Here is a 19766-nt window from a genome sequence, read left to right as displayed (position 1 = left end):
GCAGAAATGTATAACTAGTTTCATAATGGCCAAAATTTCATATCTAAGGAAAACGTCAGATGCAAACTGATAAAGCTTCAAGCTCCAAACAAATTTTCAAAATGTCTTATGACATGAAGGAGACTGAAGACCATACTATCGACGCAGAAATGCTAGGAAGCTCAATCCTAAGTATGTCTAGAGCAATTCGTAACTCAGAAAAAATCCTTAACGGGGAAAGCTCTAACATTCGTGTTGATGTAAAGGCCCATGAAGAAGGCTCTTTCGTTATCGAGTTTGTAACTTGGTTAAATGCAGGTGGTGCAGACGTACTTCAAGTACTAGGTATCACAGCAGCTGTAGGCACCGCTGCTACAGGAACCGTTTTTGGAGTAATGGAACAATTAGACGACCAAAAAATCGTTGCTCGCGTAAAGAAGAGTAATGGCACTGTAGAGTTGCAAACGGAATCTGGGCAATCAATTGAGTGCGATGAAAAAGTAGCTGCAATTGTTACAAACCACCACGTTCGTAAAGAACTAGACCGTGTAGTTAAAGCTCCACTTGCAGGTAAAGAAAACGCTAAACTCATTCTAAAAACAGAAAATGATGAAGAGTTAAAGGTTATAGAAAGTGATGATGTTAAAGCTTACGCATCTCTGCCGCAAAAAACACTTACCGAAGTGAATGAAGATACAAAACAAGTGACAATACATTTTTCTCAGGTAAACTTCGACGCCGCTTCAGGCTGGAAATGCAAAATGCCTGACGGTGAAATCGAAACAGTCAGAATGAATGACGAAGCGTTTCGCAACCGCATCAACCAAGGTTATGAAGCATTTTCAAAGACAAAACCATGTCTTGTTAAGCTGAAAGAAATCGTGACCACTAAGTCAGATAATACAGTCTCAACACGCTACACTATTGAAGAAGTTATTCGTCAACTGGGGTAATTTATGAATCTAGAGCACGATACAATTGTTCAACTAATAACAACTATAAGCATTGTTGCGGCACTGCCATGGGTTTTTAGTACCTTCAAGCTATTCGGCCGTGCTCTTGCTTACCATCTACATCCTGTAACAACCATTACTTTGGAAGTAGAGGAAGACGATGGTTCTATAGAAACCAAAACAATAAAAATAGCTAACGCTAGTGAACTAGCCCAGAATCTTCTAAAAGCCAAGCGAGTGACTAGCAATGACTAAGAAATCAAAACGCTCCGTTTCTCCCGGCTTATCAGTTGGTGGAGTATCGTCTTTAGCAATTGTAGTTGCTAATAGCTTTGAGTTAACTAAAGATTCAGAAGCTATCATTATGGGGATTCCTATTGCTGTTGGTGTCCTCTTTTATGTATTTGACTACTGTTCTACATACTTCAATGTCGCTTCGTTAGAAGAGCTTAAAGTCACAAGTCAACTGGATCGCCAGATTAAATTTTTAGAGAAGCGAATAGATAAAGCAGTTAAGGGCAATCGAAGCCAAGAATCTATCGACAAACTAGAAAAACAACTAAATGACACTGAGTTAGCAAGAAGCAAAGTTACTTCGTTATTCAATGAGAGTCAGACCAGCTAAACTTCTAGTTAGGGTCAAAATAGACTTATATTAAATGAAAGCCCTCTCTTATAGAGGGCTTTTATTTTCCAATCGAGTCAAACGTTCATCCATCTTTTCCATCATTAAGCGCAACCACTTAACATCAGTTTTGAGTGTAATGCCTACACCAACCCCGCTAGATAGAGCACTCACAACGGCAACAATTATTGTTTGATACTCGGCCATTTACTTGAACTCATTGCGTAGGGTTTCCCATAGGCCAAATACTATTGGAGCACTTGCGCCAATAATGCCACCGAATTGAACACCGTCTGCCGATACGCTCGCGGTGATAAGTTCAGGGTGACCAGCTACCAAAGCAGCTCCCGCGCCAAGTAACGCTAAACCCTTTTTAGTGGATGGTTGGTCAAGGTCGATTCCGATTTTTCCTAATAAGCTTTTCATAGTAATTTGCTCTTCCTTAAATGCTTGATGGTGTAGGCGTCGAGTACTTTGCCTACTATGAGTAATGAGCTCTATCGAGTTCGATATGAGGACCATCTTTAAAGCTGACCCAATCACCGCCCCATACAATCGGAATACCTAACTCATCCGCTGCCTGTTTGAATGCCCAACTCACTTGTTCGTAATAACTAAAGCCCCACGTCACTTTGCCGTTTTCGTCGTACACCACAAAATCAACCGCGCAGCCTGATTGGTGACGGCTTTTTTTGCTGTATCCGTCTAACTGGCTTGCTCCTTGTTTGAATAGAGCGTTCTGTTCCTCTGCAGTGCGCTTACCTGACGTAATGCCAAAATCAAACGGGGTTAGTTCAATAGCTCGGCGAACGACTCGCTTTAAATCACCGCGCACACCCACCATGCGCATTTCACTTCTAGCTGATAAAGCAAAGCCACTCACTATTTTGATTATCTTGTCTTTTTTCATTAGGTACCCCCCAAACAGGATCAGGAAAAGCAGTACTAGCAAATACTTAATATTCATTACCACCAAACCCTTGTTAATCAGGCACCGGATAAACGACTTCCTCAGCAATCCACGCCTTTTTGATATGAATAAGCCCAAACAAGTTTTCTAACGTTGCAGGTGCCTCTTCCAAGTAAACCATCACATCATTAGTCATATCTTCCACATCGAAAGAAATTTGAAGTTCTGATTCTGCAATACTGGCTACATCGCCCGCTTGAACATTAAGAACAACATCAGACGAGCCATCGAATACCAATGACGAATCACTCGAAGAGTACGCAGCTGGCACACTGCAATACGCGCCTCTATATGATGGGGCGGCTTGAGTCTTAATTCCGATTACGCAAGAAATAGGAGTATCTAACGCGCTCACCTTCGCAGCCGTTGACGCATCAAGATTTATCTTCCCTTTGAGCGTGACCGACATCATTAACGATACAGAATCATAAGGCTCCGCTTTCGTTATCAAATCGACTGCTGACTTTAATTGCATTCTTCGACCCCACTCACCATTAATGCTTTCATTTCGATGATACAGAGCCGCGTTATGACCACGCTTAGGATTGTCATAAAGGTTATTTAAGATGGTCACGAAACCGGACGCACTCCCGCCATCTTGAGCGCCTACAGGAATACTGGCCAAAACATTAGCCCCGACTTCCCCAACTGAACCCGAACTCGAAGAGGCTTGGGGCGGATTTGAAAGTTGAAACATTAGATAAACTCCCCTACTTTGACGCTATCGCCTATAGCACCTTGCAGTGTCACAATGGCATCCGTTTGAATTAATGTATGACCGCCAGCGGTAAGATCAATTAAACCTTGCACCAACACGGGACTGGCATTGTTGGTAGAAGCCTGAATAAAGAGCCCTTTACGTCCAGCTTTCCCATCAATAATTTGCTCATCGCTTGTTAAATCCAACAACCCACTGCCGACCTTTTGCAAGGTGTATAAATCAGCAAGCTTTTCCACCTTGAGGACGTCATTTTGAATGCGTGTTTTTACCTCGGTTTGGACTTCGCCCACCTTTATGGGGGATAGAACTTTATCGACGGTAATTGGCGTTAAAATCTCGCTAATCGCTACCGAATTACTGATATCAATTTTTTGCGCTTTGGTGATGATAGGAACATCTGCGATTTGATATTCAATCGTCACGGCATCCGCTTTGTGATTAAAAAGTTCAAGCTCGTCAAAACGAGTGATATCAACCGTGTCACCGCGTTCAATCTCTACAGGTCTCAGAGCATCACCGCGCAGCATGACGGTATTACTCGCCTCACGCATGATGAGGTACTTACCAGACTGACCTGCGTTAAATTTGATGGCTTCGCCAGTATTTAAAGTATGCAGTTGCTTCATTGCTTACGCCCCGCGAACATATAAGCCATCGTTAATAACGAGACGAGAATCCCGACAATAAGAGACACATTTTTCAGTAGCTCGTTATTGCTTTCGTTCTCACCCGTTTGCTCTCGCGCTTTTGCTGCCCCTGCTATGGCAAGTGCTGCTTTGGTCGTTTCCGTTTGTTGGCCAGCCATGGATTTAATGGAATCTATCGCGTGCTCGCTAAGATTTGCATTTGCATCCAATGCGCTCTCACCAAAACTGAACGCTCCGTCTAACGCTTTCTCACCAAAGCCCAAAGATGCATCAACGGTGTCTGCTGAAAAATCTAATGCGTCAGTTCCGAATTTAAACGCTTCTTCTGCCGTTCGACCTGCAACCGCCATTGCGCCATGGTCAGTCATGCTTAAATTAATGTCAGAGTTTTCTATCCCTGACAGCGCAAAGCCATTGTTATCGCCACCGATACCTTGGCTATTGCTTTTGTTTGTGGTTGTGGTGACGGTTTTAGCGTCACTTCTTGAGCTACTTTTCCCGCCCATATCATCAAACCTTATCTGTAATACATGCTCATTCTTGTGAGTTTCAACCTCTCGAACAGGCAATCGTAATTTACGCTGAATATAGCGATGGGCTCCGCGTTTGCTAAAGTGGGCGCGAATGGAGTCAAAGCCGTTCGCTTTACCGTGATTAATTGCACTGAGCGTACCCGCTGCCATATCACCCGCTAACGCAACCACCACCAACTCCTTAGAGCCTGATTGTGATTGCTCACCGCGCAGTAACATGTAGGTATCTTCCACTCGATAAAGGGATTCTCGCCCCTCTTGAACTTCAATTTCTGCTTGTTTGAGGTAATCACCAAGGGCTTTACATAGCCTCGGCTTGGCATTACCCCAAGTTTCAGGAGTTAAGTTACTTTCGAGTGAGAACATACAGCGCAATCAGAGCAACAAGCGCAATTCCCCACCACGGTATGCCGTTGTTGCTGCCAAAATTCATTCCGCCAGCAGTAAAGCCACTGTTATTTGTGGTGTTAGACGTGTTACCTGATTTTGCAGGACCCGAAGACCCACCAGTCAAGCCACCGCCACCCGTTAAAGACGTTAATGAACCTAGCATTAGCGAAACACTCCCGATTTGTAGGCAAGGTATAACAGGGCGATCACCGCAGTAGCAGTCAGAGCCTTATTGATACCCTGACTCACACCAAACCCAAGCGCAGACCCAAGACCAAGACCACCTAAACCAATGAAAAGTAATGGCATAACTATTTACCTTTCAGCATGACAACAAGCAGAACCAGCACTAACAGCGCAGCAATACCACCACCGATATAAAGCAGGGTGTTATCTTTCGCTACAAGTGAGCCTTGAGGGGTTGTAACCGCGTTGCCGTTATTATCAACGACGGGTGCGTTAGGTTGCTGGGTAGTGTTTGGGTTAGATGAATTGTCATCATCACCAAACAGCCAATCGGCATTTTCACCCACGCTATCGAGCGCACCGCCCCCAAACTCTAAGAGGTCATCAAAAAAGCTCATATCGGCTCCTTAGCTTCGACCCGCGAGCATTTCAGGGCGAACCACTTTCACCGATTCAACCAAAATAGGGATTGAGCCTGCTACGTCACTCGTTGTTACTGAGAACTTCAAGTTAGAGCTGTGCTGTGTTGGAAATAGCTCATCAATAGAGAAACCACGCACAATAGGGTCGAAGTGAAAGTAACCCGCTTGAGGTGTACGTTCGTTACGCTTGGCGTTCGCTTCATTGATAAACTTGTTGGCTTCGTACTCTTTGACAAAGTCGCGCTCAACTTCGAGTTTAGTGATACCCGTGTGCATGAAGTGCGCACGACGTAAACTAATCAACGGGCTTGATACTAGGCTTGTGAATTCGTTCACCCCTGCCGCGTTTGCTGGCATGGTTTCACGCTTAACCATTGGCACAATGATTCGTGCAGGTTGTGCATTCGTCACCCACGCATGGACTTGAATCGATAGCGGGTCGCCACTGGCTTTCGCTTTGAACTGGATATCTAAGTGAATATTGTCACCCGCTTCCGTCACCAGTCCCGTGTAACGAACACCATTTTTAGTACGTGCGGAAATATCACTAAATGGGATCACGTAGTGGCCTGTTGTATGTGCACGTTGTTTGTAACGCTCAAGCATCAAAATCTCACTGCCCGTTAAGACATAGATTTCTTCTGCATTAAGCGTGATAGACAAACGCTCAATATCGGCTGCTTCGGCATTGGTCTCTAATACCAACTCTTGATAAGTAGGACCAACAGGGATAGGTAACGTACCTTTTTGCCCCCAAGCAGCACCGACCATGGAATTAAGTTTGATTGGTTTTACTGACATGTTTATATCTCCTTAAAACCAGCCACGCTTGCCGTTAATGAGTTCTTTGACTGCTTCTAGCGTTGATACGTTATTGATGATGGCAATCACCAGTAAGGTAAGTACTACAGCAATCAACATGTTTTTATGTTGAGCTTTCATGAGTTCCCCTGTCTCTCGACGTTGGATTGTGAATAATCAAATTGAACGTTTATCAAATAGGAGTGAGGTAAAAAAAGGAAGGGAAAGTAACCTATAGGTTGAACGGGTAACCTATAGGTTAAAAAGGTCGATTAACGGTAGTTTAAATTGAGCTTAGAACCCGACTGACAGTTAAACGCTTTGTGCTCGATGTTGCCGATACCATCACCAATCAATAAGTATTCAGCTATCGGTTTACCAATGCGTTCTTTATTGACCTTGGCAGACTTTAGACCCGCCACGATATTCACATCCAACCCGCGTTTATCCGCTATCCAGTGAGCATCACTCATTGAGTTAACCGCGCCCACCCACCAAACGCTTGATTGTTCAGTCACGGTTTTAGGCACCTCTTGACCACGTTGAAACACCGTATGAACAACGAGGCCATATTGACGACCACCACGCAAAAGCTCACCCGCACGACCTCGCAGCTTGCCGGAGGTTTCAACACATGACGCCAATTCTTCGATAACGGTGTAAAGCTGACTAGCCCGACCGTTACCCACCGACCACACCACCGACGCAAAGAACTCTAATTCGTCGCCCGTTGCCCCGTTTGCAGGAATGTAGGCCAGCTTAAACGAGCCACCGCGACGACGCGCCATAATGAGCGTTTTGACAAAGGTTAAGCGTGAAGAAGTACCGTGACACATTTGACCTTGGAACTTACTCCCTGCGTAGTTGGTGTAGGGGTCAAAAAAGACCGCTTGAGCCGTTTTAGGGACTAGCCCTAAATGCTTAACGGCTGAGGTTTTACCCCCTCCGGTTCCTGCCACATAAATGGTGTGCTCAGCATCATGTGACGGGTTCGAATTAACGGGGTTCGGTAGCGCTAGGGGCTTCGGCTTTTTCACCGTCCACCTCCTTTGATTGTTGCAGCATGACCAATTGCTTTTTAGAGGCATAAATCAAACCAAGAACCGCAAGTAATAAGGTCGCCTCTTCGATGTAATCCCCAAACACGCCCATAAGCGTACTACCGTGTTTTGCAAAGACAGGCTCAGCCGCATCCATCACCGCTTGCTTACCTTTACCGTCAAACTCAAATTCAACCCCCGAAATGATGGAGGTCGCTTGCTCGGTTAAGGCAAACAAAATATTCAGTAAGCCCGCCATCGCTTCCGTTTTATCTTCGGTTACCGTTTCGGTTGGTTCGGTTAAGCCAACTAAATCGGTCTCGGTTTTCTCTTGTTCTTCAAGCTGATGAATAACGGAGCCAAAATCCCCCCAATCATCCAGTTCAACTTGTTCACCTGGTAAGGTTTCGTTAACTTGCTCCATGCTCACCCCCTTGCGGTTGTTCGGCTGAGGCTTTCGGTAGCAGTTGAGACACAGCCCAAATGATAAAGATAACCGACACTAACCCCGTGATTACTCGTTTAAAGGGGAATTTACTTGGGGTCTTTTCTGTTTTTTCATCATCGACCGTTTCGGTTATCTCTCGGTTGGAAACCGCGTCTTTACTGGCTTCATCCACTTGCACCGATTCGGTTAACTCAATTGCATCGATAGGGTTAGGCTCGGTTATCAAATCCGACTCAATAACCGAACCTTTCTCGGTTGGGTTCGGTTTAAGTTCGGTTAACTCAGCAACGGAATTCGCTTTGATGAACTCCGTAACCTTTTTGCTATTCGAACTGTTACCGCACTCAGGGCAACGGTAATACATCAGTCCAATGTTACGGCTGTTTTTTGGTGGCTCACCAGAGGCGATCAATTGACCCTCACCCACTTGGTGAGTGGTGGCGGTAGACTGGCAAACAGGACAGGCGATATACCCACGAACAGGGTTTTCATATTTAGCCATGGTTCACCTCGATGCTTTCCACATCACCAAGTTGCTCTTGGTTGGCCACGACGACAGCGCGGTATTTATTGCGCGCCACCCCATTAAGCTTTTCGAGTTGCTCTAATTGCTCAAATAAATTTACGGGAAGCCCTAGCGCCTCCAGTGATAAGTTACCCCCCATCAACATTCCCATGGCTTTTTTCATGAGCTTGCTAGTATCCATTTCTTTAAAGCGGTCAATTTCCACTTTCATGTTGCTGGTTAGTTTGTCAGCCGCGTCCAAAGCAGCTAAATCTCGCTGGCACTCTTCAAGCGATAGTATTTTCATTTCAATCCTCTGTCTCACGACGTTGTTTAGTGTTTAGCCCCTGATTCACATCGTTGGCAATGGTTTAATACACAATCAGACGATTGTTTCTAAAGCTGATATTCGTGTATTTATCAATTTGAACTTTAGCCCCCCGCATTAGCGGTGAGATTAAGCATTGGACTCCCTCCACGCTCCATCCGGTCACGCGTTGAAGATGTTCAACTAAGGGAGAGTTACAGTTATTTTCAGTGCTCCAAGGTGAGACGCTCCGCGCCTCTTGAAGACGCTTCACGTCTTTTTTCTTAACGAGCGAATAGCACTCGCTAGACGTTTCGATAAGACGACCGAGCCAAGAAAAGCCGATCACCTTTTTGGTTGTTTCACCGTATTGGTTTTGTTTTGATTGGTAGGCCACTTTTGCACTATCAGCCAATTGGCAGAACAGCGACCACTTCGAAGAATCTGCCGCTTGGCGCAGCTCTTCGAGCTTTGGGTCTATCATGGTCTGTTCCGGTTTTGCCCTACGTAGATTTCGCCAAAGTGAAACAGGCTTACCACCAAATTGCTGAAACTGGCGGATTCGATGAGTGGAAGCCCAAGCACGAGCACGATAGGCTGATTCTTCACCCTCGTTTTCTGGCATGTGCTTGCCGTTGATGTTCTTCGATACATATTTGGCAATGTAGGCAGTCGCCCCGCCCTTTTTCGGATCAGCCTCTTTCACATCAAAACGAGGCGAAATATCAGAACCTAGTTCGAACCTATCCTCATAGATAGCGCACGACTTTAAGGTTTCGATAATGAAGTCTTTGTCGTCAGGCGAACAAAACAGAAAGTAGTGAGCATGACTGGTCGCGTCTTTGTGTGGCTCAGCCACTCGAAAACCAAAGTAATGAATATCTTCCTTAGCTATCAACGCACGACCTAAAGCCCACTGCTGCATAAGAACTTGGTGACCATCTTTGATACTCGCCCCTTTCCAATTTTTGGAGACTCGGTGGTATTTGCTCGGCAGCGTCCAAGTAATAAAAAGCGCGGTATAGCCCAAGTCTTGAGCCAACTCTTCGAAACCACGAGAGCGCACCATCATTTCAATACGACGGTTTTCTGGGTTTGCAGTGGTTCGCTTGATCACATCTTCAAGGTTGAACGAGTCGCCCGTCTCGTTATTCATCACCGCCATGGTTTCAAGGAATGCTTTAGCGTCACGTTGTTTCTGTTTCCAGTTAGCGAATGACAACGCACTGATTACAGGGGACTGGTGTTTACCTTGCCCCACACGCTCAAGCGTGATTTGTGAATACTCAATGTATTGCGCTCGGAGGTGTAACAAACGTCCCTCAATCCAAGATTCAGATTGCATCTTGAGTACCGCGACCTGTAGGTCTTGCTCTAGCTCTTCCGGTTTCTTATCGCGCTTTTTAAGGTTCACTTGTGGCGCATTAACATGAATCATTTTTAGTTCAGCTTTCTGCAATTGGTAAACATGCTCTATCGCATCTAAAAAGCTTTTGAATACTTCGGGTTGGCTTTCTTCGGTAAGCAGTAACGCGCACTTATCAGCAAACTCTTTTGCTAGTTCGCTGACGGCATCATCACGCATCAAAATATCGTGGCTTAAAGGTTGAGTTCGGCTCTTGGCGCGACTATCAACAAACGGGAATTTGTCTTCAATGAAGTGCGCTCTTTTCAGCCCAAACTTAACGGCATCTTCTGCCGCTAGTATCAGATTTTCTTTGGTAGGGTTTTGGCGTTGTTTACGCTTGGCTATTTTGCGCTTCACATCGTTACGCACGATTTTAGGCAAGCGAGGAAAGAAGCGTTTAGTGAACGCAGAGTAACGAGTGAGCTCCCCTGCGTCACTTTTAGCTTCCATGTTAGCAAGTGCGGCTATCATCGCTTGTTCGTTCATTACAACCCCGTACACGAATGATTTGTGCAAACGTAATTCATCGGTCTAGCTTTACGCTTTGAACGCTTCGACAGGCCGTGTTTTTCACGTAGCTGCTCTATCAAATGAATAGAGCGCTCTCGTAGTTCCGGTTTTGGGTCAACCATGCCGAGCATATCGGGACAAGGTAGGTGGATCGGGTCAGAAACGGTCATAACGAACCCCTAAGCAAAGTTTCGAACAGCAACGACTAGTCCCGTTTCACGGAAATGCTCTAGCCTTAATCGCAGTGGAAACTTGTCACTCTTTAACTCGGCCTCGTACGCAGCAAAATAAACGGTCGAGTAATAGGGATATTTCTGGCCAAGACTAAAAGCTGTATAAGCCGACGCTTTCCCTCTGATAACTAACCGTAAACGTTTGAAGTCTCGTTTGAGTTGGTTGGTATTTTTCATAAGCCCCCCTTAAAGATTCACTGATTGCCATTCGGTTTTAGCTTGCTCATATCGCTTGTCGATATAGGCAGCTAAATCATCAATTTTGATTAAGGTCGGGCTACGCTCTGAATCGCGCAACTTAAAGGTAGGGACGGGAAAGTCGCAAGCTTTCGCTCTTTGTTCAGCTGTTCTCGAGGTAATACCAAAGAACTCTTGGCTAACTTGTTTCAGTTCTACGGTTGGATTTTCAAACCTAGCTAGTAGTGCAAATTTTGTGTTCATAGTTCCTCCGTGTAGTACACTTGAAGTCATTCGAGGAAACTTAAATATCCCTCAAACCTCCCTAATCATTTCATGGGGAATTATTGAGGATCTAATTTCAATTAGCAACCCCAAATGTACACGGAGATTTTTCAATGGGAACTTTTGAGGCACAATTAAAAGAACTTAAAGAGCTTACTAACACATCTAAGAATGTTGATTTAGCAAGGGTTTTAGGGAAGTCACCTAAGACCATTTCCAACTGGAAACACCGTGATCACATCCCCGAAGATATTTTCTTAAAAGCGAAAGAGATCGCAAAAACAGGCTCAATTGCACCGAAAGGTTATTTGGAATTGAAGTTCTTCGATATTGAGGTGAGTGCTGGACAAGGTACGCTCGTTGAAAAAGAAGAAGAATCTAGCGCAATGGTTTTCAGTGAGCGATTCATTAGGCAAGAGCTCGGTTTTAACCCAAACAACATTTTCTTAATGCCTGTTCGTGGTGACAGCATGATCCCGACTCTAAAAAATCAAAGCATCGTAATGGTGAACCGAGTTGATGGTTTTTCTACTGACGGGATTTACGTATTTAGATATGACAATCGACTAATGGTGAAAAGACTTCAATTCCTACCAAACGGTATCAAGGTAGTCAGTGACAATAGTGCGTATGAAGCATGGGAACTAGGAAAAGAGGATATTAAAAGTGCCGACTTCGAGATCATCGGTGAGGTGGTTTGGACAGGACAAAGAATGTAAAGCGTAGAAGTATTTATTGAGTGCGGTACTCCTATAGTACCCCTCAAACTCGCTCAGCCCTTGCTAAGGCTGCTTAATCAATCCAATCGAGCATTGGAGCGACAGACAACCTACATGAATGTGTCATGGCAAAGTACCCTAGTAGCGAGTCAAAAAAATATGCTGGAATACCCAGCAAAAGCAAGGTCGGCTATTGTAAATGCTATGCCCTGTTTGTGCTATATGAACTTTACCTCATACTTTTTTATAAACCTATTCACCAGGTCTCTAATTCAACCTCATTAATCAGTTATGCCTTGAGTCACACTGTCATTTTGAGTTACCTTGTCTTATTCAAAGTCGTGGGTCACAATACGCTCTGTACCTGACTTTAATAGAAATCATTGGCTCCCAAAACGTAGTAACCTAGAAATAAGGTATGATTAGGGATGTCCGATTGAATGGTGAAAAATTTGGACCACACATTAATAGAGCAAGTTGAAGGGATATGCGCATCGCGAGGCGTTAGATTAACACCTCAAAGAAAGCGAGTGTTTGAGCTCATCCTCTCTAATAAAAAAGCCTCCAGTGCTTATGAATTATTAGAGCAGTTGAAAGTCAGTGAACCACAGGCCAAGCCTCCTACAGTTTATCGCGCTTTGGATTTCTTGTTGGAACAAGGTTTCATTCACCGAGTTGAGTCAACCAATAGCTTCATATGCTGCTGCTCTTGCAATGCCAACAAACATTTCTCCCAACTGCTGATCTGCGATAAATGTGGCACTGTGATAGAACTGCAGGACGATGCGCTTGTCACCCTACTCGCCAGTAACGCTGAGAAGCATGGCTTTCAATTGACGAATCATGTCATTGAATCGCATGGCATTTGCCAATCTTGCTCCTCCGAGATGAAAGAATAAGATTATAGAAGAACATTATGCGCGCTGAATTTGTAAACCCGTTTTTAGCTTCTTTGATGAACGTATTAAAAACGATGGCTTCTCTAGAATTGAAGCCACAAAAACCGAGAGTTAAGAAAGATGAAATCGCTCGTGGTGATGTATCCGGCCTAATTGGTATGGTGGGTACACAATCTCGTGGCTCTATGTCGATCACCTTTGATGAAGGTCTCGCTCTCGAAATCATGGAAAACATGCTTGGTGAACGACCAAACGGCCTCAACGAAGAAGTGACCGATATGGTGGGTGAAATCACTAACATGGTGACTGGCGGTGCGAAACGTATTCTTGCGGAAAGCGGTTTTGACTTCGATATGGCAACGCCAATCGTGGTTTCCGGTAAAGGTCATACGATTCGTCACAAGTGTGATGGGGCAATCATCATCATGCCTTTCTCATCTCAATGGGGTAATGCTTTCATCGAGATCTGTTTCGAATAACAGCTGTTTATTTGTAGCAGTACTGAGTATCAAATCAAAGAAGGTTGGCATCATGCCAGCCTTTTTTATTACCTGCGATTTAACCAATGCTTGCTCTACAGATACAAAAACGCCAACCCGAAGGTTGGCGTTTTTTTGGTGCTATCAACTCAATTAAGCTTTAAGCGCTTTAAATGCGTTGATTAGACCGTTCGTTGAGCTGTCGTGAGACGTTACTTGAGCATCGTCAGCAAGCTCAGGAAGAATTTGGTTTGCTAGTTGCTTACCAAGTTCTACACCCCACTGGTCGAAGCTGAAGATGTTCCAGATAACGCCTTGAACGAAGATCTTGTGCTCGTACATCGCGATTAGGTTACCTAAAGAGCGAGGGTTGATTTGCTTAACAAGAATTGAGTTCGTTGGACGGTTACCTTCAAATACTTTGAAAGGTACAAGCTCAACCACTTCTTCAGCTGTTTTGCCAGCCGCTAGGAATTCAGCTTCTACTGTCTCTTTTGTCTTACCGAATGCTAGTGCTTCAGTTTGAGCAAAGAAGTTAGACATTAGCTTCTGGTGGTGATCAGATGCTGGGTTGTGGCTGATAGCAGGCGCGATGAAGTCTGATGGGATCAGCTTAGTGCCTTGGTGAATCAGTTGGTAGAAAGCGTGTTGGCCGTTTGTACCAGGTTCACCCCAGATGATAGGACCTGTTTGGTACTCTACTGGGTTGCCTTCACGGTCAACAAACTTACCGTTCGATTCCATGTTGCCTTGCTGGAAGTAAGCAGCAAAACGGTGCATGTATTGATCGTAAGGTAGAATTGCTTCTGACTCAGCGCCGTGGAAGTTGTTATACCAAATACCGATAAGCGCAAGGATTACTGGAATGTTGCTTTCAAACTCAGTTGAAGCAAAGTGGTTATCCATCTCGTGAGCACCTTCTAGTAGCTCAACGAAGTTATCGAAGCCAACAGATAGTGAGATAGAAAGACCGATTGCAGACCATAGTGAGTAACGACCACCAACCCAGTCCCAGAATTCGAACATGTTGTCAGTATCAATACCAAACTCAGCGACCGCAGTTGCGTTAGTTGATAGTGCTGCGAAGTGTTTAGCTACGTGTGCGTTGTCACCCGCTTCAGCCAAGAACCAATCACGTGCAGAGTGCGCGTTAGTCATTGTTTCTTGAGTCGTGAATGTTTTAGATGCCACTAAGAATAGCGTTGTTTCTGGGTTAAGAGGCTTAAGTGTCTCAACGATGTGAGTGCCATCTACGTTAGAAACGAAGTGCATGTTTAGGCGAGTTTTGTATGGCGTTAGAGCTTCAGTCACCATGTATGGACCAAGGTCCGAACCGCCGATACCGATGTTAACTACATCAGTGATCTCTTTACCAGTGTAACCTTTCCACTCTCCAGAAACGATGCGGTGTGTAAACAGTTCCATTTTTGCTAGTACTGCATTCACTGCTGGCATTACGTCTTTGCCATCAACCATTACTGGGTTGTCGCTACGGTTACGTAGAGCTGTGTGAAGTACTGAACGACCTTCAGTCTTGTTGATTGCATCACCACCGAACATTGCTTCGATTGCAGACTTAACTTCAGTCTCGTTCGCAAGAGCAAATAGGTGCTGCATAGTTTCAGCATCGATAAGGTTCTTAGAGTAATCCACTAAGATGTCAGAACCGAAACGAGTAGAAAAGCTCTCGAAACGCTTTGCATCTTGAGCAAACAGCTCTTTCATATCCATATCTTGAGCAGACTCAAAATGTGCCGTTAGAGCTTTCCACGCTTGTGTTTGCGTTGGGTTGATATTTTTCAACATGGTATCTATCCCGATGTTACTGTAGGTTTTATTCTAAACGTCACCTGGGTGATGAATAGAACCCCCGATTAGGCGAAAGTTTATATTTTTCTGTGATGACCAAACCGCGTCACCACTGAAAGATTCTTTGTAATTTTTTTTCACGACGTATTATGCCGCATATGAAGAGCTGTACCTTGAGATAAATCAGGATTAGATTTCCTGACAGAAGAATCGGTACAGACTCTAGCTCTAACATAATTAAATGTGAGCGACACCTGATAAATTCAAGTTCAAAAGATAGCGTTAAACCACTTTTTTTCCAAATACATTATAAAGGATGGCGTATGTGGATTCAGAAGACTATACACCTAAATGCACGAAAGCGTGGATTTCATCTCATTACTGATGAAATTGAACAACAGATACACGATATCAATTCTCTATCTGTTGGTTTATTACATCTTTTTATCCAACATACCTCTGCCAGCCTCACATTAAATGAGAACGCAGATCCCACAGTCCGTAACGATATGGAGTCGCACTTCAATAAGTTTGTCCCAGAGCGAGCACCCTACTACAGACACACCTATGAAGGTGATGATGACATGCCTGCCCACATTAAAGCATCGACACTTGGCACCAGTGTGACAATACCAATTAGCAATGGTCGTTTAGCTTTAGGAACATGGCAAGGCATTTACTTAGGAGAGCACCGAGATTGTGGTGGAAGCCGAACTGTGATTGCTACGATGCAAGGTGAGTAGACTGCTTGAAAACAAGATCTCCTTAATAAAAACAATATCTTGTTAATAAAAAAGAGTGGTGCGTTTCCACAACCACTCTTATAAGAATAGTATTTGGCCTACTGTAGGCCGAAAGCTTTAGAAGGGTTGATTGATCATGACCCTAAAGGTCCCTTCGTCACCACCTCGCGCCAACTCAGCACGAACAACAATGCCTTCCACTTGGAAACGCACTGCGCCACCTAAGCTCCATTTCATGTCCGAGTGCAGTGTTTTGATGTCGTATTCATCTGCAACGCGCCCTAATTCAGCAAACGCTACCCATTGCCACCAAGGCAAGTCGTAGTAGTTAATCAGTGGGATATCGCCCAAAGGTTGCCAGTCAGGAAGCACTCGATACTCTGCAGAGTAATGCACTGCAGAGCGACCGTGATAACGGCCTCCGGTATAACCTCGTAATCGATACAAGCCACCTAATCGAGCTTGTTCTGTCTCCGGTGGGCGAGCACAATCTTGCCCAGAGCAGTTATCCCATGTAGGCGTGTCAGCCGTATAGAAATCGAATGCTAAAACTTGTTGATCGAATAGGTCCCCTAAAGGACCTAAAGCAAAGTACTGGCTATTTTGGAAGGTCCACTTAAGCCATAAGTCATCGTTAGACCAACTCTCTGCGCCTGTTGTGAATTCCAGGTTAGTATGAGAGCCCGTGGTTGGGTTACGTGTGCTATCACGGTTATCCCAATCCAACGCCAGACTAAAGCCTGTCGCCTCTTCCGTGTTGTTTAAACCTTCTAGCTCACGTGCCGTATAAAAAGGCGTGAAGATAATCGAACTGACACCCGACTCGACTGGCGAAGCAAAACTCACATCTTTGATTGGCTGAAAAGCCCCTAACAAGCCATGTTCTGCAACATTGCCCCAAGGTAGCAAATACTTGAATTCAAACTGATAGTTCTGTTCTAAGCCATCGGCAATGGTTTTATCATCAATAGATGAATCGTTATCGCCTTGAGAGCCTATGTAATAAGGATTGTCGTTGAAGCGCGCTTGGTACATCTGAGTACTGAATAAAACATTCTCAGACAAAGCGTAGTTAAAGGCCGATAGAAAACCGACATAACTGTCTTTGTCTGAATAGAGTGCCATACCAAACAGAGCGGCTTGAGGTTGCCAAACGCCCTTTGCGACACCCGCAACCCCAAAGGTATTGCCCAAAGTTTCAGTACTAAAATAGAAAGGGACGAAGGCTGAATCTTTTTCTTCGCTCAAGACAGAAGAAGAAAAGCTGACACTGGCTAACGCCAAGACTGACGTTAGCCAGTGTCGAGTAGTTCGCTTGAACATCATTTACTTTACAAGATCCATAGCTACTTCACATACTCCATCGCAACACGCGAAGTCAGCTTAGTGACTAGCTCGTACGCGATAGTGCCGATATGTTCTGCCACTTCTTCTGAAGGTAAATCTTTACCCCATAATGTCGCTTCATCACCGACTTTATCTGCAGCATCAGGGCCAAGGTCGACCGTTAGCATGTCCATTGATACACGTCCTGCGATCGGTACTTTTCGACCGTTAACGAACACTGGAGTGCCGTTAGGTGCAGTGCGAGGATAGCCATCACCATAACCAATCGCGATAACACCAACCTTAGTATCACGCTCACTGGTCCAGTTTCCGCCATAACCCACACTTTCACCGGCTTTCACATCGCGAACGGCAATTAGGTGTGAGGTCAGGGTCATCACAGGCAAAAATCCAAGCTCTTGCGCCGATTTATCAACAAACGGAGAGACACCATAAGAGATGATTCCCGGACGAACCCAATCAAGGTGGCTGTCTGGCCAAGCGAGCAAACCCGCAGAGGCAGCAAGTGAACGCTCACCTTCACAACCTTCGGTAAGAGATAAGAAAAGCTCTGTCTGTTCAACAGTGGTTGCTCTATCCAGTTCATCAGCACAACCGAAGTGGCTCATGTAACGTAGAGGTTTGGCAACATTCGCACATTGATGCAAACGCTCAACAAAGTTTTGGTATTGCTCAGGGCGAACACCTAATCGGTGCATGCCGCTGTCGACTTTGAGCCATACCACAACGGGTGTTTCCAAATCTGCATTCTCTAGCGCGCTTAATTGCTCTTCACAATGCACCACGGTTTGAATGTTGTTGGTCACCAGGATGGGTAAATCGCCCGAAGAGTAAAATCCTTCCAGCAACAAAATAGGTTTAACAATGCCACCAGCACGAAGTTGTAACGCTTCTTCAATACGCGCTACACCAAAAGCATCAGAGCTTTTTGAATGCTTGGCTATATGCAGTAAGCCGTGTCCGTAGCCATTGGCTTTCACAACAGACATGACCTTGCACTGAGGAGCCTTCGACTTTATCTGGTTCAGGTTATGTTCGAGCGCGTTTAAGTCAATGCTCGCCGTCGCCGCTTTCATGTAAGTCATTAGCGATTACTCATCATCAAATGCAGGGCCTGCATAGTTATCAAATCGGGAGTGTTGGCCTTGGAACGTAAGACGAACCGAACCGATCGGACCGTTACGTTGCTTACCAAGGATGATCTCAGCAATGCCTTTCAAAGAACTATCTGGGTTATAAACCTCATCACGATAGATGAACATGATCAAATCGGCATCTTGCTCAATCGAACCTGATTCACGCAAATCCGAGTTTACTGGGCGCTTATCAGCACGTTGCTCTAGGGAACGGTTAAGCTGAGAAAGTGCCACAACCGGAACGTTCAGCTCTTTTGCTAACGCTTTCAATGAGCGAGAAATCTCGGCGATTTCAAGAGTACGGTTATCAGATAACGAAGGTACACGCATTAATTGAAGGTAATCTATCATGATCATAGAGATACCATCGTGTTCACGAGCGATACGTCGAGCACGAGAACGCACTTCTGTTGGCGTTAGACCCGAGCTGTCATCGATATACATATTCTTCTTATCCATCAGAATACCCATACTCGACGAGATACGAGCCCAATCTTCATCATCTAGCTGACCAGTACGAATCTTGGTTTGGTCTACGCGAGAAAGTGACGCAAGCATACGCATCATCAGCTGTTCGGCTGGCATCTCTAGCGAGAAGATTAAAACCGGTTTGTCTTGCTTCATCGCCGCGTTTTCACACAAGTTCATCGCAAATGTGGTTTTACCCATCGATGGACGAGCAGCAACAATAATTAAGTCAGAGCCTTGTAGACCTGCTGTTTTCTTGTTGAGGTCGTTGAAGCCAGTATCGACACCTGTCACACCATCTTGCGGCGTTTTGTATAGGATCTCGATACGTTCTAGCGTCTTCTCTAGAATGCTATCAACGTTTTGTGGACCTTCGTTTTCACTTGCACGGCCTTCGGCAATCGCGAAGACTTTACTTTCAGCAAGATCAACCAGCTCTTCCGATGTACGACCTTGAGGGTCATAACCAGAATCAGCAATCTCATTCGCGACACCAATCAGGCTACGAACAAGTGCACGTTGCGCCACGATATCTGCATACGCATTGATGTTTGCGGCACTGGGTGTGTTTTTCGCTAAGTCAGCAAGGTAAGCAAAGCCACCCACTTCTTCAAGTTGCTCACGCAGCTCTAAATGTTCAGAGAGTGTAATAAGATCCAAAGGAGAACTTTCTTCAAGGATATCCTTTACCGCTTCAAAGATCAGACGGTGAGGACGGCTATAAAAGTCTTTGGCCACAACCTTTTCGGCAACCGTATCCCAGCGTTCGTTATCTAATAACAAACCGCCAATAACAGATTGCTCAGCTTCTAATGAATGTGGCGGGACCTTGATGGCGTCCACCTGATCGTTGGCTGATTTCTGACTTTTGGTATCCACTATGACTACACTCAATAACTAATAATGATCGTTCATTATACCCAAGAACATCCGTTTGTAATCCGATCCTATGAGTTTGTTTTATTCTTCAGGAAGAATTTACCTATTGCTGACGGAATTAACCAAGGGTAGCATTACGATCCTGCC

General features: G+C 44.9%; 29 protein-coding genes. 7 read left to right on the top strand and 22 right to left on the bottom strand.

Features of this window, described 5'->3' with window-relative positions; translation table 11 throughout:
• The first annotated feature begins 59 nt into the window (after positions 1–59).
• The 3 genes from HRQ85_RS21795 to HRQ85_RS21785 are packed head-to-tail and all read left to right on the top strand — an operon-like array spanning position 60 to position 1557.
• On the top strand, positions 60–932 hold the full coding sequence (locus HRQ85_RS21795) for a hypothetical protein (RefSeq protein ID WP_172380590.1): 873 nt from the start codon (positions 60–62) through the stop codon (positions 930–932).
• Positions 933–935: 3 nt separating this feature from the next.
• Positions 936–1187, top strand: a complete 252-nt coding sequence (locus tag HRQ85_RS21790; RefSeq protein ID WP_172380589.1) for a hypothetical protein — start codon at positions 936–938, stop codon at positions 1185–1187.
• A complete protein-coding gene (locus tag HRQ85_RS21785) occupies positions 1180–1557 on the top strand; it encodes a hypothetical protein (RefSeq protein ID WP_172380588.1) in 378 nt (125 codons plus the stop codon). Before HRQ85_RS21790 ends, HRQ85_RS21785 begins: the two co-directional genes overlap by 8 nt.
• Positions 1558–1764: 207 nt before the next feature.
• On the opposite strand, the gene HRQ85_RS21780 is transcribed toward HRQ85_RS21785, so the two are convergent.
• The 18 genes from HRQ85_RS21780 to HRQ85_RS21705 form a co-directional block, all read right to left on the bottom strand.
• Entirely contained in the window at positions 1765–1983 is a 219-nt protein-coding gene (locus HRQ85_RS21780; RefSeq protein ID WP_123539524.1) for a hypothetical protein, read from the bottom strand.
• A gap of 55 nt (positions 1984–2038) precedes the next feature.
• Positions 2039–2467, bottom strand: coding sequence for a M15 family metallopeptidase (locus HRQ85_RS21775; protein ID WP_050621050.1), 429 nt, complete (start codon positions 2465–2467; stop codon positions 2039–2041).
• 73 nt (positions 2468–2540) lie between these two features.
• Positions 2541–3224: a hypothetical protein gene (locus HRQ85_RS21770; RefSeq protein ID WP_172380587.1), complete on the bottom strand. Its 684-nt coding sequence runs from the start codon at positions 3222–3224 to the stop codon at positions 2541–2543.
• The gene (locus HRQ85_RS21765; protein WP_059021653.1) at positions 3224–3874 is read right to left on the bottom strand and encodes a hypothetical protein; all 651 of its coding nucleotides are present in this window, start codon (positions 3872–3874) and stop codon (positions 3224–3226) included. Before HRQ85_RS21765 ends, HRQ85_RS21770 begins: the two co-directional genes overlap by 1 nt.
• Positions 3871–4794, bottom strand: a complete 924-nt coding sequence (locus HRQ85_RS21760; RefSeq protein WP_172380586.1) for a hypothetical protein — start codon at positions 4792–4794, stop codon at positions 3871–3873. The genes HRQ85_RS21765 and HRQ85_RS21760 overlap by 4 nt, the downstream gene beginning before the upstream one ends.
• A complete protein-coding gene (locus HRQ85_RS21755) occupies positions 4775–4981 on the bottom strand; it encodes a hypothetical protein (RefSeq protein WP_059021657.1) in 207 nt (68 codons plus the stop codon). The genes HRQ85_RS21760 and HRQ85_RS21755 overlap by 20 nt, the downstream gene beginning before the upstream one ends.
• Entirely contained in the window at positions 4981–5127 is a 147-nt protein-coding gene (locus tag HRQ85_RS21750; protein ID WP_164091129.1) for a hypothetical protein, read from the bottom strand. The genes HRQ85_RS21755 and HRQ85_RS21750 overlap by 1 nt, the downstream gene beginning before the upstream one ends.
• Before the next feature lie 2 nt (positions 5128–5129).
• Positions 5130–5402, bottom strand: a complete 273-nt coding sequence (locus HRQ85_RS21745; RefSeq protein WP_004735826.1) for a hypothetical protein — start codon at positions 5400–5402, stop codon at positions 5130–5132.
• 9 nt (positions 5403–5411) lie between these two features.
• Positions 5412–6227: a major capsid protein P2 gene (locus HRQ85_RS21740; protein ID WP_050621038.1), complete on the bottom strand. Its 816-nt coding sequence runs from the start codon at positions 6225–6227 to the stop codon at positions 5412–5414.
• Positions 6228–6239: 12 nt separating this feature from the next.
• Positions 6240–6368, bottom strand: a complete 129-nt coding sequence (locus HRQ85_RS26415; RefSeq protein WP_004735828.1) for a hypothetical protein — start codon at positions 6366–6368, stop codon at positions 6240–6242.
• A 131-nt stretch (positions 6369–6499) separates the two neighbouring features.
• A complete protein-coding gene (locus tag HRQ85_RS21735) occupies positions 6500–7315 on the bottom strand; it encodes a hypothetical protein (RefSeq protein WP_050621037.1) in 816 nt (271 codons plus the stop codon).
• Positions 7224–7691, bottom strand: a complete 468-nt coding sequence (locus HRQ85_RS21730) for a hypothetical protein (protein ID WP_172380585.1) — start codon at positions 7689–7691, stop codon at positions 7224–7226. The genes HRQ85_RS21735 and HRQ85_RS21730 overlap by 92 nt, the downstream gene beginning before the upstream one ends.
• Entirely contained in the window at positions 7678–8217 is a 540-nt protein-coding gene (locus HRQ85_RS21725) for a hypothetical protein (RefSeq protein ID WP_172380584.1), read from the bottom strand. Before HRQ85_RS21725 ends, HRQ85_RS21730 begins: the two co-directional genes overlap by 14 nt.
• On the bottom strand, positions 8210–8527 hold the full coding sequence (locus HRQ85_RS21720; RefSeq protein WP_172380583.1) for a hypothetical protein: 318 nt from the start codon (positions 8525–8527) through the stop codon (positions 8210–8212). The genes HRQ85_RS21725 and HRQ85_RS21720 overlap by 8 nt, the downstream gene beginning before the upstream one ends.
• 64 nt (positions 8528–8591) lie before the next feature.
• Positions 8592–10421 carry a replication endonuclease gene (locus tag HRQ85_RS21715; protein WP_123539518.1) on the bottom strand — a complete coding sequence of 610 codons (1830 nt, stop codon included), beginning with the start codon at positions 10419–10421 and terminating at the stop codon, positions 8592–8594.
• Entirely contained in the window at positions 10421–10615 is a 195-nt protein-coding gene (locus HRQ85_RS26275; RefSeq protein WP_082241958.1) for a hypothetical protein, read from the bottom strand. Before HRQ85_RS26275 ends, HRQ85_RS21715 begins: the two co-directional genes overlap by 1 nt.
• Positions 10616–10624: 9 nt before the next feature.
• Positions 10625–10855: a hypothetical protein gene (locus HRQ85_RS21710; RefSeq protein ID WP_108087076.1), complete on the bottom strand. Its 231-nt coding sequence runs from the start codon at positions 10853–10855 to the stop codon at positions 10625–10627.
• Positions 10856–10864: 9 nt separating this feature from the next.
• A complete protein-coding gene (locus HRQ85_RS21705; RefSeq protein WP_016787890.1) occupies positions 10865–11119 on the bottom strand; it encodes a pyocin activator PrtN family protein in 255 nt (84 codons plus the stop codon).
• 134 nt (positions 11120–11253) lie between these two features.
• Here HRQ85_RS21705 and HRQ85_RS21700 point away from each other — a divergent pair, with 134 nt between their 5' ends.
• The 3 genes from HRQ85_RS21700 (at position 11254) to HRQ85_RS21690 (ending at position 13237) form a co-directional block, all read left to right on the top strand.
• Entirely contained in the window at positions 11254–11859 is a 606-nt protein-coding gene (locus HRQ85_RS21700) for a S24 family peptidase (protein ID WP_172380582.1), read from the top strand.
• A 440-nt stretch (positions 11860–12299) separates the two neighbouring features.
• Positions 12300–12758, top strand: a complete 459-nt coding sequence (zur, locus tag HRQ85_RS21695; protein WP_017059941.1) for a zinc uptake transcriptional repressor Zur — start codon at positions 12300–12302, stop codon at positions 12756–12758.
• A 17-nt stretch (positions 12759–12775) separates the two neighbouring features.
• Positions 12776–13237, top strand: coding sequence for a chemotaxis protein CheX (locus tag HRQ85_RS21690; protein WP_017059940.1), 462 nt, complete (start codon positions 12776–12778; stop codon positions 13235–13237).
• A gap of 153 nt (positions 13238–13390) precedes the next feature.
• Here the strand turns inward: HRQ85_RS21690 and pgi are convergent, their stop codons facing one another.
• Positions 13391–15043 (bottom strand): glucose-6-phosphate isomerase, encoded by a 1653-nt coding sequence (pgi, locus tag HRQ85_RS21685; RefSeq protein WP_086971996.1) that lies wholly within the window; start codon positions 15041–15043, stop codon positions 13391–13393.
• A gap of 326 nt (positions 15044–15369) precedes the next feature.
• Between pgi and HRQ85_RS21680 the strand changes: the two genes are divergently transcribed.
• Positions 15370–15789 (top strand): secondary thiamine-phosphate synthase enzyme YjbQ, encoded by a 420-nt coding sequence (locus tag HRQ85_RS21680; RefSeq protein WP_065677852.1) that lies wholly within the window; start codon positions 15370–15372, stop codon positions 15787–15789.
• 117 nt (positions 15790–15906) lie between these two features.
• On the opposite strand, the gene HRQ85_RS21675 is transcribed toward HRQ85_RS21680, so the two are convergent.
• From HRQ85_RS21675 to HRQ85_RS21665, 3 genes are read right to left on the bottom strand one after another with little or no spacing between them, the layout of a single operon-like run.
• Positions 15907–17112: a BamA/TamA family outer membrane protein gene (locus HRQ85_RS21675; RefSeq protein WP_105057878.1), complete on the bottom strand. Its 1206-nt coding sequence runs from the start codon at positions 17110–17112 to the stop codon at positions 15907–15909.
• Between the two features lie 23 nt (positions 17113–17135).
• A complete protein-coding gene (gene alr / locus HRQ85_RS21670) occupies positions 17136–18221 on the bottom strand; it encodes an alanine racemase (RefSeq protein WP_017065624.1) in 1086 nt (361 codons plus the stop codon).
• Positions 18222–18227: 6 nt separating this feature from the next.
• On the bottom strand, positions 18228–19619 hold the full coding sequence (locus tag HRQ85_RS21665) for a replicative DNA helicase (RefSeq protein ID WP_016767560.1): 1392 nt from the start codon (positions 19617–19619) through the stop codon (positions 18228–18230).
• Positions 19620–19766: the final 147 nt, after the last annotated feature.

The sequence above is a fragment of the Vibrio sp. Vb339 genome, from assembly GCF_902751245.1.
Taxonomy (GTDB): domain Bacteria; phylum Pseudomonadota; class Gammaproteobacteria; order Enterobacterales; family Vibrionaceae; genus Vibrio; species Vibrio coralliirubri.
Note: the sequence above shows the minus strand (reverse complement) of the source record. Positions and strands in the feature narration are given on the sequence as shown.